Origin of the sequence: Pelagerythrobacter rhizovicinus, assembly GCF_004135625.1 — a bacterium.
GTDB classification, from domain to species: domain Bacteria; phylum Pseudomonadota; class Alphaproteobacteria; order Sphingomonadales; family Sphingomonadaceae; genus Pelagerythrobacter; species Pelagerythrobacter rhizovicinus.
In genome coordinates this window covers 905,919-918,747 of record NZ_SDPV01000001.1, presented here as the reverse complement: position 1 = coordinate 918,747, position 12,829 = coordinate 905,919, and the positions used below count along the sequence as shown (strand labels likewise).

Genomic DNA, 12,829 nt, shown 5'->3' with positions numbered 1-12,829 from the left:
CCGCGCGAGAAAGGGTCAGATCACGTACTGCAGCGTCGTTCCGCTCGGTCCGATCGCATAGGCGCAGTCCGGAATGTGGTCGCCATCGACCTGCACCGGGCTGACGCAGCGGTCGAACACGACACGGCGCACGGTGCGAATTTCGGCGAGACCAAGACGGTCGAGAGGGAGGCGCAGCATCGCCGCGCCGGAAAGCGCCAGCGTGCCCAGCCGGGTCGAGCGGCGCAGCGTGATCAGTTCCACCGAATCCGCCACCAGCGCTGCGCGCGGGCTGAGCCGGAACGGACCGGCGTAGAGCGCGCCGTGCGAGGCGATCGCGGCTTCGGCCTGGCAGGAGAAAGGCGTTCCATCGGCGAGTTCGCCGCTGATCGCCATCGTCTCCCGCGGCCAGCGCCGGAGCTGACGCATGATCGCGACGACATAGGCATAGCGTCCGAGCCGCTTCTTGAGGCCGCCGGAGACCTGCGCGACCGCGTGACTGTCCGGCCCGATGCTGAGGCAGGCGACGATCGGCATCTCTCCCAGGCGGTAGAGCGGTGCGCGAACCCATGTTCCGGCGCCCCGCTCCCAGCCGGCAGCGACCTGCGCAGCGAGGCGTTCCGGGTTCCGCGCATAGCCCAGCTCCCGCGCCACCAGGTTGATCGTGCCGGCCGGGGCGATCGCTAGCGGCACGTGCGCTGCAAGCTCGCCCAGCGCCCGCACCGTATCGCGCAGAGTCCCGTCCCCTCCATGAACGCAGACGATGTCCGCCTCGCCGGAGAGCCAGGCGCCGTCGACGCGACTCGCCACCGGCGTCACGGCAACGCCTCGGGCGGAGAAGGCGGCGATCAATGCATCGAGCCGCGCCCGGCGGAAGTTGCCCGCGGCCGGGTTGTAGACAAGGTCCATCTTCATCGCGCCCGCCTTTAGCACTGCGACATTGCCAAATGCCCAAGCTTTTCGACGGTCCGGACGTTCGGTAGCCCGCTTGCCCTGGGGCGCGCAGCAAGCCATAGGCTGCGGGCGAGTCGATGAGCACTCCTAGCGAAAGGCGCGCCACCCCATGAAAGTCCGCATCCATGTCAGTCTCAAGCCCGGCGTGCTCGACCCGCAGGGCCGCGCGGTCCACCACGCCCTCGAAGGCCTTGGCTTTACCGGGGTCGAGGATGTGCGTGTGGGTCGCCTGATCGAACTCGACGTCGCCGATGGCACGAGCGAGGCCCAGCTCGAGGAGATGTGCCGTAAGCTGCTCGCCAACACGGTGATCGAGAACTTCCGCGTCGAAACGGCGGAGGCCGCGTGATGGCCTTCCGCGGCGCCGTCATCACCTTTCCCGGATCCAATTGCGACCGGGACATGGCCGTCGCGCTCGAGAAGGTTTCCGGCACGCCTGCCTTGCGCGTGTGGCATGGCGATGCCGATCTGCCGGAGCGGCTCGACTTCGTCGGCGTCCCCGGCGGCTTTTCTTACGGCGACTACTTGCGCTGTGGAGCGATCGCGAGCCGTAGCCCGATCATGCGCGCGGTGGTCGAGGCTGCCGGGCGCGGCGTACCGGTGCTCGGCGTCTGCAATGGCTTTCAGGTCCTGACCGAAAGCGGGCTCCTTCCCGGCGCGCTGATGCGCAATGCGCAACTCACCTTCACCTGCCGGACCGTTCCGCTGCGGGTGGAAAACAGCCAGTCACTTTTCACCGGCGGTTATGAGCAGGGACAGCAGGTCATGCTGCCCGTCGCGCATCATGACGGCAATTACTTCGCCGACGAAGAGACACTCGACCGGCTGGAGGGCGAAGGCCGCGTCGCGTTCCGCTATCTCGACGCCTGCAACGGTTCGCGGCGCGACATTGCCGGCATTCTGAACACGGCGGGCAATGTGCTCGGCATGATGCCGCACCCCGAGCGCGCGATCGAAGCCGACCACGGCGGAAGTGACGGGCGTGCACTGTTCCAAAACGCCGTGGAGAGCCTGATTGCCGCCTAGCGCGCCCCGCCCTGAGCGGGCCTTTGTCGCCCCATCCGACGCCTGCGAGTAGCCGCAAGCGGCCGTCAAAGCGGCGAGGCCCGGTCTGCCGCCCCGAATCCTGCTGCAAAGCCGGAACTTGCTCCGGCGAGGAGGATTCGGCGTCGTCAACGACCTTACCGGCTGACGCGGGCGTCGCGTGCGGCTATTGTCTTGCCATGCACACCATCCTGAAGCTCGCCGCCGTTCTCGCTATCTTCGGATCGGCGGGCTGCGCAACGCACGAGCCGGTCGTGACGTCGCACGGTGTCCTGCCCCAGGCTGGCACTTATCGCTTCCTCGGGGAAGAGGGCCTTCCGCACCTGCGAAGCCCGATTGCCAAGCAGCTGGCCGAGTTGGGGCTGGAGCAGTCCAACACGCCCGATTATCTGGTACAGATCGGCGCGTCGGAGCGCCCGGCAACGGTGGGAGCGCTGGTGCCCCACTCCGAGCGCCAGCAATGGCTCCGCAGCCCGTCGCTCGGCACCCGGCGGACCGTGCACGGCGTAACCGTAAGCCTCACGGAGAGGACGACGGGCCGGGAGGTTTACCGCTCGGTCGTCGAAGTCAGGGCTGGCCGGCACAAGGAAGCGTCGGAAGACCTCGAGCGGCTCGTGGCCGGGATGCTCATTCCTCGCGACTCTACGGATCGCTCGACAACTCGCTGAGCAGCGGGAGTCCAAGCAGGAAAGTCGCGCCCCGCCCCGGCTGACTTTCGCAACGAACCCACCCGCCATGGCGGCCCGCCACGGTATGGACCTGCGCCAGGCCGAGGCCGACGCCGTCGCCTCGCCCCTTTCCCGGCGCTTGCCGGAACCGTTCGAACAGAGCGGCGAGATGGTCGGGCGGAATCCCGGGGCCTTCGTCGGCAATCCGGCAGATCACGGTCCGGCCGCCCTGCTCCTCGCGCAGGTCGATCGAGCAGTCGAGGCGCCCACCGGGCGAACTGTGATACACCGCGTTGTCGATCAGATTGACCACGGCCCGTGTCAGGAGCGAGCGTTCGCCCGCGACGAAGAGGCAGGCGTCCTCCCCCGTCAACGCAACTTTCAGATCCTTGGCTGCTATGCGCGGCCACAACTGGTCGAGCGCGTCGACGAGCATGTCGGCGGCGTTGACGGGCTCCGGTTCGTAAGGAAGCGATTCAGCGCGTGCGAGCTGAACGAAGCCTTCCGCCAGCGCGATAGTTCGCCGTGCATGGCCCTCGATTCGTTCGGCGATGGCCGGATCGATCCCGTGCCCCTCGGCCTTGTCGAGAAGCGCGAGGATGGACGCCTGGGGCGAGCGCATGTCGTGCGAAAGAAACTGCAGCATGTCTTCTCGCTGGCGCTGAGTCTCCCACAAGGTCGTTATGTCGGTCGTTCGCACGATCCAGCCGAGCAGCTCACCTTGCGCCGATCGGCGCGGCCCCACGCGTATTTCGAAGCAGCGGCCGCTCGCCAGGCGGGCGCGATAGCGGCCCGTTCCTTCCGATGGCGGCCATGGCGGCAGCTCACTCTCTCCGCCGCCCGGCCGGCCCTCGGCCGCAGGGATCGGCTGCAAGCGGGCGTACAACGCGGGAAGAGTCTGCTCGGCGCAGGGAAGCTGCAACTCCTCCACCAGCGCCTCGGCCTCGGTGTTGGCGAGGATTACCTTGCCCTTTCGATCCGCAACGAAGAGGCCGTCGGGCAACTGGCGGAGGCTCTCGGTCACGAAGTGACGCAGGTCGCGACTCTGGCCAATGGCATCGGCCAGAAGCGCCATTTGCCGCGCGACCGGATCCGGCGCCGACGGCAGGGGCGATGCCGGTGCAAGCACATCCGGTTCTGCCCGGAAGCGCTCGAGTTCCCCGATCATGTAGCTGTTCGCGGCTGCCAACCGCCGCCAGCCCCACAACGGGTAGACGATCGCGAGCGCGGCAAGCCCCGGCACGGGCGTCACCCAGAAGCGCAGCGCCAGCAGAGCCACCGCAGCCGTAGCCAGCAGGAGGATGACGAGCCCGGCGATCAGCACGAAGATCGCCGACGGCTGCAGCACTCGCAGCGCGAACAGGAGGAACCAGAGAGGCAGGAGAGCCAGGGCGGCGTGGGGCCAGAACCCCGCCTCCTCTATCATCTTGTCCGACAGGAGACCGTTGAGCAGGTGTGCCTGGATTTCGATTCCGGGCAGAACGCCGCCGGGGTTTCCGCCGCCTGTTGCATAGCGGTCGCCGAGCCCTTCGGCAGTGGCGCCGACGAGGATCAGGCGATTGCGTAGCAGCTCTGCCGGCACTTCGCCGCGCAGGACCGACGATGCACCGATCGTGGGAAAGTGACCGGCGGAGCCGGCGAATGGGATCAGGAGAGGCTCTCCCGCCCGTCCCTCGAGGGGGACCGAGGGATCGGCCGCGTCATGCATCAACGCCATCAGGTGCGGCCAGCGGCCGCGCTCGTCCCCCGCGAGCAGACGCACTCTCCTCACCTTCCCATCGGGATCGACGAGGAGATTGACGTGGCCTATCCCATCCGCCGCCTGACCTACCTCAGGAACCGGTAGGACGATGTCGAACGGCGCGCCGTTCGTACCCGGGGCTCGCATCAGGAGCGGGACGAAGACCTTTGCGGGACCGGCGATGGCCCGGCCCAGTTCGGCGTCGCCCGGCTTGGAATCGAGCAGCAGTACGTCATAGGCAATCGCCGCAGGATCCGCTTCAGCAAGCCTGTCGATCAGCGCCGCCTGCAGGTCGCGCGGCCACGGCCAGGCGCCCGCTTCGCGCATGCCGTGATCATCGATTCCGACGATCAGAATGCGCGGATCGGGATCGCTGCGGTCGAATTGCAGAAGCAGGTCGTACAGCAGCGTGTCGAGCCGCTGTGTCGCACGATCGTGGACGAGGAACAGCGCCAGCGCCGAGGACAGGAGCGCAACCAGCCACCACTCGGTCGCCAGTCGCCGCTTCCCGTTCTGCTGGTTCATCGATCGGCGCTGATGATCAGTCGCTCGACCCGGGACCACTTCTCATACGCCTCGCCATCCACGAACTGGAGCGCCAGGACGCGCCAGTAGTACGTGCCGGGGGGCAGGTCGGTGATGACAAAATGCTGCTCGGTAAGGCCGAGCTCGTCCACCATCGGATCGCGCCCGTCCGCGTGCCGCGAAAGCTGGAACCGGTATTGCCGTTCCCCTTCGCCCATCGTCTCCCAGCGGAAGAGGTGCTGCCGATAATCGCCCCCACGCGACACCTCGACCGAGCCCGCGATATCGTTCAGCCGCCGTTGGAAGCCGTAAGTCTCGTACATGCCTTCCAGGCCCTGATGGTCGAAGGCGGAGATCCGTACAAACCAGGTTCCGTCGCCGACGGCTGGGAGCCGCACTTCGGTATCCGGTGATGTGGCTTCGGCCACCACGTCGAGGAAGCCGGCATCGCTCGCGACCTGAACGTGATAGGCCCGGGCGCCGGACAGCGGGACCAGTTCGAACGCGAGCTCGCGCTCGTCCTGGACTTCTCCCGGCGTTGCGAGACGCGGCGCGCCGAGCAACGAGAGCGGCACGCTCACCTCGGTTTCCGAAGCGACGGCGCCGAAGCCGGCCGTGAGATCGCGGCTTGTCTCCTCCGCTCCGGACATTCGGACTTCGCCCGCGAGCGTCTCGGTCATCGCCCGCTGCTGGTCGGCGTCATAGCGCACCCGAAATTCGGTGCCCCGTACCGCCGAGACGCTGATTGGAGTCGAGATACGGAAGTCGTCGGCCTCGCCCAGCGGGGTGACCACGGCCTTCGCCCGGCCCTGCCGAACCGAGAAGAGCCGTTCGACTGCGCCGGTGAGCGACACCTTGCGCATCCGGCTGACCTGCACTGCGCTTTGCGATGGCAACGCGACTGTGGAGCGGTCGGCAAGGCTCATGGATACGAACGAATTTGCGCCCGTCGTCAGTTCATCCCCTTCGCGCACCGTCATCCCCGCAGACACCGGCAGATCGCGCCCTTTCCGCCGCAGGCTAACGGCCCCCCGAAACGAGACGATCCGGGCGGCGACAGGCTCGTACCTGAGCAGGCGCTTGGGAATGCGCAGGGTACGTCCGACAGGGATTCGCCGCGGGTCGCGAATGCCGTTCAGGCGCTGGACGACCGCGAAATCGCCGACTCGACGAAAATGGCGCTCGGCGAGAACATACAGGTTGTCGCCGGCGCGCATCCTGTAGTGGACGAAATCCGCCTGCTTCGGCGGCTCGGCGCTCGCTGCGATGGGCTGCAGCGAGAATGCAAACAGCAGCAAAAGAAGAATTCGCCAGCGCATGTGCCCCCAACCTACCCGGTCGGTTCTAGCCGGTACCCGTAGCCGTATAGCGGAACAACCCGAAAACCGTGCTCAGCCCGAAGCTTTAGCTTGGCTCGCACCTTGGAGATGTGCGTATCCACGGTTCGCGTCTGGATGTCGGGGTTCCCTCCCCAGACGGCTTCGAAGATATACGAACGTGAGAGGCTGCGGTTGAGGTTGTGGAAGAGGAGAAGCGCAAGCGCGAACTCCTTTCGGGTGACCGGTATCGCTTCGCCATCGAGGCGGATCTGCTTCAACTGGGTATCGAAGCGATAGCGACCGAATTGCTCGGACCTGTTCTTCGGCGGCTCCGGATAGGCACGCCGCGCGACCGCCTCGATCCTGGCGAGCAGAACAGCCGGCTGCACGGGTTTGGTCACGTAGTCATCGATGCCGACCCGGAACGCGGCGAGGATGTCTTCTTCGACCGAACGCACCGTGATCATCACAATCGGCGGCGGTGGCTCGAGCGTCTTGTTCATCCATCGGGCGACCTCGAGGCCCGAGGCGTCCGGAATATTCCAGTCCAGCAGGACCACGTCGGCCGTCTCGCTGCGAAGGAACTTCATCAACTGCCTGCCGCTCTCGAACGCGAAGCAGTGGTGACCAGCTGTCGAGAGCGTCTCGCTCAACTGGACCGCAACGGTGGGGTCGTCTTCAAGGATCGCTATGCGCATCGCTTTCCAGTTTGCCCACGGTGGAACGCTTGGAGCAAGCGTCAGGTTCGCACGAAATGCGGTGTGCGCCTCCGTGCCCGAATTTGCGCCTTCAGGACATCGCGTTCGTGCGTTTTCCAAGAGTTGAGGCACTGATTTCACACTCGTTTACAATTTCAAGACAGCCGCCGGAGCGTCCATCTTGCCTGGCGGATATGCGCTATCGCTCCATTCATCGTTCGTCCCCGACTTCCGATCGCGCCCGCTTCCGTTGCGCTCATGGCCTATTGGCAACCGGCCGGCTATCCCTCGTGACCTAGCGCGCATATTGCGCCTCGACAACGCGCGAAGGCGCGGGTCCAGCGCGAACCAGCCATGCTCGATCGATCACAAGATCAGTCGGAATAAAATGATGGTTATCAGTGCATTAACCTAATGATCTTCGCGCGAATTTTACACTTTTTGACGTGACATCAGACGCGCGGAGGTATCAAGGCAGGCTGCTCCTCGACCAGTTGAAACCAGTATCGGCGCCGCATGAACTTCGCAGTTGATCTCCTTAGCGTGCCGCGCGCCAGTCCGCCGTTGTGCCTGCGGGCACGATCGCGGGAAGTTGACGAGGGTGATTTGCTGCGGGCGGTTTCCCGCGGTCCGGTACCGATCCTGCTCCTGGATCGCGACCTGAGACTCGTCTTCGCGAACGATGCGGCTGCCGGTGCACTGCGCCTGTCGCGCCCAGCGCTTATTGGCGGCAGCCTGGCGGAACTGCTGCCGCACACCGCCGTCCTCGCAAGGCACGCCATGGAATTGCTGGACAGAGGCCGTCCGACCCTGGAATGCGAGATAGGTCACGCCGGCAGGCACTATCAACTCTCCGTCAATCCTCTCACCACGGCCGGTCAGGTCGAAGGGATGATTGTCGCTGCGACCGACATCACGAGGCGGCATCGCGCGACGCGGCAACTGAGGGCGGCGGCACGGCGGCTGGCCGCGCGAACGCGCTGCGATCACCTGACGCAACTGATGAATCGCCGCGGCCTGGACCTCGCATTGCGGCAGAAGACGAAGTCCGCCTCGCGCATGCGGGAGCCGCTTTCGGTGCTCATGGCCGACATTGACTGGTTCAAGAGCTACAACGACGAGTACGGCCATCTCGCCGGTGACCATTGCATCCGCCGTATCGCGAAATGTCTTCGGACCTGTATCGAATCGGCGGGAGGGGAAGCGGCGCGCTACGGCGGTGAGGAGTTCGTCGCGGTGCTGCCCGGTATCAGCCGCGCAGATGCCACGTCGATCGCCGAGCGCTTTCGAGCCGAGGTCGAAGCCCTGGAGATCGCTCACGGTTTCAGCTTGTACGAAGTCGTTACCGTAAGCGTGGGCGCGGCATCCCTCGGACCGGCGATCACCGATCTCCCGACCGACTGGTATCGCGAGGGCATCCTGAGCGCGGCCGACGATGCGCTCTATTGCGCGAAGGCGGACGGACGCAATCGCGTGCGCTCCTTCGGCTGGCGCCTCTAGGCCGGAAGATCCGAAAAGTCGGTCAGCGCGGCGTCGCGCAGGCCGCGCCAGACGTTGCGGGCCTGGACGGTTTCAGCGACGTCATGAACGCGCAGAAGCTGGACGCCGGCGTTCATTCCCGCAATCGCCAGCGCGATACTGCCGCCCCGGCGCTCGTGAGCGGGCGCCTCATTGCTGAGTGCGCCGATCATCCGCTTGCGGCTCGCACCCAGCAGCAGGGGCTGCCCGAGCGCATGAAACAGCGGCAGCGCGTTGAGGAGCGCCAGGTTTTCGCCCAGGCTCTTTCCGAAGCCGATGCCCGGATCGAGCACGATCCGGCCCCGCGGCACACCCGCCTCGACGGCCGCGTCGCGCCTCTCTCGCAGCCAGTCGAACACGTCGAACACGACACTCTCGTAGTCCGCACCGCCGTGGAGGTCGTCGCCCTTTCCCGGCGCATGCACGAGCACGACGGGGCAAGCCCGCGCTGCGACAAGTTCCAGACTGCGCGGGTCGTGGCGCAGCGCCGAAACATCATTGACCATATGTGCGCCGGCGTGGAGCGCGGCGTCCATCACTGCGGGGCGGCGGGTATCCACGCTGATCGCCGCGCCCATTCCCGCGCAGTACTCGATGGCGGGGATCACGCGCGCCAGTTCGTCTCCCTCCCAGACCGCCGGCGCGCCGGGCCGCGTGCTCTCGCCACCCACGTCGACGATCGCGGCACCCGCCTCCAGCATCGCGGCTGCATGGGCACGCCCCTCTTCCGGGTCGTCGAGGAACTTGCCGCCGTCGGAGAAGCTGTCGGGCGTGACGTTCAGGATACCCATGATCTGCGGCTGGTCCAGACGCACCGTTCGCGCGCCCATTTCGATCGGTGGATGCGCCATGCGCAGGTTCGCCCATTGCGCCTCGGCGTCGGCGCCGAACCCGTCGGGCAGCCGCCCAAGCATCTCGTCCACCGTTGCCGGGGTGAAGCGCCAGCGCTCGATCACCTCGCCGTCCCGCCGCAGGATCGCGGCGAAACGGTGCGCATGGGTCAACCCGCCGGCGAGCCGGATGCAATCGCCCTCCTCGCTCTGCGGACTGGGGGCGAGGCCGATCGGGCGGAGGTAGATCTGGTCGGGCATTCGACTCCCCTGCGTATCCCTGCGAAGGCGGGGATCTCGGGCCACGTTGCACCGCGCCGCCTGAGGTCCCCGCCTTCGCGGGGACTCACGATAAAATCAATTCGTGATCCGCAGGATCAGTCCTCCGTCGCCAGCAGATAGAGCTGCCGCGCCGCGTCAATCGGTTTCACCTCGCCACCGCTCTCGTAGTGCCAGAAGGTCCAGCCGTTGCAGCTCGGCGCGCCTTGCAGTTCCTTGCCGAGCCCGTGGATCGAGCCGGTCTGCTTACCATAGGCGAGCGAGCCGTCGGCCCGCACCGTCGCGACCCAGCGGCGCTTCTTGTCGAAGATCTCCGTGCCGGGCTGGATCATTCCATTCTCGACCAGCGCCCCGAAGGCGACCTTCGGCGCGCTCTTGCGGCTCTGCATGGTGGCGAGGGCGCTTTCGTCGAGCGGCAGCTCCTTTTCGATCCGCTTGAGCGCGGCTTCGCGATAGAGACCCTCGCGCTCGCAGCCGATCCATTGGCGCCCCAGCCGCTTGGCGACCGCGCCGGTGGTGCCGGTGCCGAAGAACGGGTCGAGCACGACGTCGCCGCGCTCCGTCGTGGCCAGCAGCACGCGGTAGAGCAGCGCTTCGGGCTTCTGCGTCGGGTGGACCTTGTGCCCGTCTTCCTTGAGGCGTTCCTGGCCGCCGCAGATCGGCAGGACCCAGTCGCTGCGCATCTGGAGCTCGTCGTTGAGCGTCTTCATCGCGCGATAGTTGAAGTGGTACTTCGCCTTCTCGCCCTGGCTCGCCCAGATCAGCGTCTCATGCGCGTTGGTGAAGCGCGTGCCCTTGAAGTTGGGCATCGGGTTCGCCTTGCGCCAGACCACGTCGTTGAGGATCCAGAAGCCGAGATCCTGCAGGATCGCGCCGACGCGGAAGATATTGTGATAGCTGCCGATCACCCACAGCGCGCCGTCGGGCTTGAGGATACGCTTCGCCTCGGCCAACCAGGCACGGGTGAAATCGTCGTACGCCTTGAAGCTGTCGAACCGGTCCCACTCGTCGGTCACCGCGTCCACATGGCTGCCGTCGGGCCGGTTGAGGTCGCCGCCGAGCTGGAGATTATAGGGCGGATCGGCGAAGACGAGATCCACGCTGGCATCGGGCAGCGAGCGCATCGCCTCTACGCAGTCGCCGCCGAGAATCTGCCCCAGCGGAAGCGCGCGCGGCGGCGCGACTGCTTCGGCCAGACGCGGCGGGCGCGTCTTCGTGATCTCCAGAACGCTCAAAGCAAATCCCCCGTTTCCGTAGTTATCCACAGGGTGAGTCCAAGCGGACTCCGCGTCAAGCGAGGAATTTGCGCCCGGTATGATTAACGCCCGGTAACCTGCGGAGGAACGAAAAGAGTCCGCCACAAGATGTTGAGTCTGTACAATTCAGATGGACTCGACATGCTGCGGGTGTTGCCGGAAGGACTCGCTCGTCAGAACAGTTCCATCTGCGCGACCGGCGCGAAGCTGCGGCGATGGAGCGGGGTTGGGCCGTGATTGCGCAGCGCCTCGACATGGTCGGGCGTGCCGTAGCCCTTGTTGCGCTCCCACCCGTAATGGGGATGTTTGCGGGCGGCCTCGATCATCATGCGGTCGCGCCATTCCTTGGCGACGATCGACGCGGCGGAGATCGCCGGCTCCTTGGCATCGCCGCCCACGATCGGCCGCGCCGCCCAGCGCCATTCCGGCCGGCGACCGTGGGGGGTGAGGTTACCGTCGACCAGCACCTCGTCGGGATCGCACGCAAGCACCTCCGCCAGCCGTGCCACCGCCAGGGTCATCGCGAGCATCGTCGCCCCGAAGATGTTGAGCCGGTCGATATCTTCGACTTCGACAACGCCGATGCCCCACGCGCAGCGGCGACGAATCGTGACATCGAGCCGGCCCCGCGAGTTGGCGCAAAGCTTCTTGGAATCGTCGAGCCCCGCCGGTCGCGGCTTGCACAGCGCCACGGCAGCGGCCACAACCGGGCCGGCCAAAGGTCCTCGCCCTGCCTCGTCGACGCCGACGATGAGCGGGGCAGACCCAAACGCGTGATGAGGAGTTCCACTGAACATGACGAAATCTGCGATTCTCGCCGCGGTCATATCGCCGTGTGCGCTCTTCTCCGCAAGCTGCAGCGCGGAACCCGCTGGGGATAGCCCTGCGCCCGATGCTGCCGCGACACCGGTCGGCGAGGACGTGACCGTTACCCCTGCGGAGGAATTCAGGGCGGTGTCCCTCGGCACCTTCGACGAACCCTGGGCCGCCGCATTCGCGCCGGGCACCAGCGTTCTGTTCATCACCGAAAAGGCCGGGACGATGAAGTTCGTCGACACCGGGACCGGGCGAACCGGCACCGTCACCGGAATGCCGGAGGTCGACTATGGCGGCCAGGGCGGCCTCGGCGACGTGGCGTTCCTTCCCTCCGAAAGTTCGGAGACGCTCGATCGCCGGACGATCTATCTCACCTGGGCCGAGGCGGGCGAAGGCGATACGCGCGGGGCAGCGCTCGGCAGGGGCACGCTCGTCTGCGAGCAGGCCGATGCCTGCGCCGTCGAGGGCCTTTCGGTGATCTGGCGCCAGCAGCCGAAAGTCACCGGCCGCGGCCACTATTCGCACCGCATCGCCTTCTCGCCCGACGGGCAATACCTCTTCCTCGCCTCGGGCGACCGGCAGAAGATGGAGCCGGCGCAGGATCTGTCGAACAACCTCGGCAGCGTTCTGCGGCTGACGCTCGACGGCGAGCCGGCGCCCGGCAATCCCTTCGCGGAACGCGGCAGCCCCTCCGACGAGATCTGGTCGTACGGCCACCGCAACATTCTCGGTCTGCAGTTCGATGCGGAAGGTCGGCTGTGGGACCTCGAGCACGGACCGGCCGGCGGCGACGAGCTCAACCTCGTCGTGCGCGGCGAGAACTACGGCTGGCCGGTCGTGTCGGACGGCGTTCACTACGGCGGCGACCCGATTCCCGACCACAGCACCCGCCCCGAATTCCACGCGCCGGCGCTCAGTTGGGATCCGGTCATCGCGCCGGGCGACTTCGTGTTCTACTCCGGCAAGCTCTGGCCCGAGTGGAAGGGCCAAGCCATCATCGGTGCAATGAAGCCGACCGCGATCGTGCGCGTCTCGATCGAGGGCCAGAAGGCGACGGAGGCTGGCCGGTACCCATTCGAAAAGCGTGTGCGCGACATCCTCGAAGGGCCCGACGGCGCCCTCTGGATACTCGAGGATCGCGAAGGCGGGCGTCTCATCAAGTTGACGCCTCGCTAGACGCAAAGCTGCACGCGACGCCCGCG

General features: G+C 66.4%; 12 protein-coding genes. 5 read left to right on the top strand and 7 right to left on the bottom strand.

Annotated elements, in window-relative coordinates; translation table 11 throughout:
- Positions 1–15 precede the first annotated feature (15 nt).
- Positions 16–894 (bottom strand): diacylglycerol/lipid kinase family protein, encoded by an 879-nt coding sequence (locus ETX26_RS04470; RefSeq protein WP_129523456.1) that lies wholly within the window; start codon positions 892–894, stop codon positions 16–18.
- Positions 895–1,042: 148 nt separating this feature from the next.
- Between ETX26_RS04470 and purS the strand changes: the two genes are divergently transcribed.
- From purS to ETX26_RS04455, 3 genes are all read left to right on the top strand, one after another.
- Entirely contained in the window at positions 1,043–1,282 is a 240-nt protein-coding gene (gene purS / locus ETX26_RS04465) for a phosphoribosylformylglycinamidine synthase subunit PurS (RefSeq protein WP_129523455.1), read from the top strand.
- A complete protein-coding gene (purQ, locus tag ETX26_RS04460; RefSeq protein ID WP_129523454.1) occupies positions 1,282–1,959 on the top strand; it encodes a phosphoribosylformylglycinamidine synthase subunit PurQ in 678 nt (225 codons plus the stop codon). Before purS ends, purQ begins: the two co-directional genes overlap by 1 nt.
- 197 nt (positions 1,960–2,156) lie before the next feature.
- Complete coding sequence (locus ETX26_RS04455) at positions 2,157–2,645, top strand: hypothetical protein (protein WP_129523453.1); 489 nt, start codon at positions 2,157–2,159, stop codon at positions 2,643–2,645.
- On the opposite strand, the gene ETX26_RS04450 is transcribed toward ETX26_RS04455, so the two are convergent.
- Genes ETX26_RS04450 through ETX26_RS04440 form a run of 3 tightly spaced genes read right to left on the bottom strand, consistent with a single transcriptional unit; the run spans position 2,620 to position 6,928 of the window.
- The gene (locus ETX26_RS04450) at positions 2,620–4,911 is read right to left on the bottom strand and encodes a CHASE2 domain-containing protein (protein ID WP_129523452.1); all 2,292 of its coding nucleotides are present in this window, start codon (positions 4,909–4,911) and stop codon (positions 2,620–2,622) included. The two genes, ETX26_RS04455 and ETX26_RS04450, sit on opposite strands and share 26 nt — an antisense overlap.
- The gene (locus ETX26_RS04445; RefSeq protein WP_129523451.1) at positions 4,908–6,230 is read right to left on the bottom strand and encodes a FecR domain-containing protein; all 1,323 of its coding nucleotides are present in this window, start codon (positions 6,228–6,230) and stop codon (positions 4,908–4,910) included. Before ETX26_RS04445 ends, ETX26_RS04450 begins: the two co-directional genes overlap by 4 nt.
- An 11-nt stretch (positions 6,231–6,241) precedes the next feature.
- Positions 6,242–6,928 carry a response regulator transcription factor gene (locus ETX26_RS04440; RefSeq protein ID WP_129523450.1) on the bottom strand — a complete coding sequence of 229 codons (687 nt, stop codon included), beginning with the start codon at positions 6,926–6,928 and terminating at the stop codon, positions 6,242–6,244.
- A 516-nt stretch (positions 6,929–7,444) separates the two neighbouring features.
- Here ETX26_RS04440 and ETX26_RS04435 point away from each other — a divergent pair.
- The gene (locus ETX26_RS04435) at positions 7,445–8,428 is read left to right on the top strand and encodes a sensor domain-containing diguanylate cyclase (RefSeq protein WP_129523449.1); all 984 of its coding nucleotides are present in this window, start codon (positions 7,445–7,447) and stop codon (positions 8,426–8,428) included.
- Here ETX26_RS04435 and folP read toward each other — a convergent pair.
- The 3 genes from folP to ETX26_RS04420 form a co-directional block, all read right to left on the bottom strand.
- The gene (folP, locus tag ETX26_RS04430; protein WP_129523448.1) at positions 8,425–9,537 is read right to left on the bottom strand and encodes a dihydropteroate synthase; all 1,113 of its coding nucleotides are present in this window, start codon (positions 9,535–9,537) and stop codon (positions 8,425–8,427) included. The two genes, ETX26_RS04435 and folP, sit on opposite strands and share 4 nt — an antisense overlap.
- Before the next feature lie 116 nt (positions 9,538–9,653).
- The gene (locus tag ETX26_RS04425; RefSeq protein WP_318531654.1) at positions 9,654–10,781 is read right to left on the bottom strand and encodes a site-specific DNA-methyltransferase; all 1,128 of its coding nucleotides are present in this window, start codon (positions 10,779–10,781) and stop codon (positions 9,654–9,656) included.
- Positions 10,782–10,984: 203 nt separating this feature from the next.
- Positions 10,985–11,608 carry a ribonuclease HII gene (locus ETX26_RS04420; protein ID WP_129524147.1) on the bottom strand — a complete coding sequence of 208 codons (624 nt, stop codon included), beginning with the start codon at positions 11,606–11,608 and terminating at the stop codon, positions 10,985–10,987.
- Between ETX26_RS04420 and ETX26_RS04415 the strand changes: the two genes are divergently transcribed.
- Complete coding sequence (locus tag ETX26_RS04415) at positions 11,607–12,803, top strand: PQQ-dependent sugar dehydrogenase (protein ID WP_129523447.1); 1,197 nt, start codon at positions 11,607–11,609, stop codon at positions 12,801–12,803. The genes ETX26_RS04420 and ETX26_RS04415 overlap by 2 nt on opposite strands.
- The last annotated feature ends 26 nt before the right edge of the window (positions 12,804–12,829 follow it).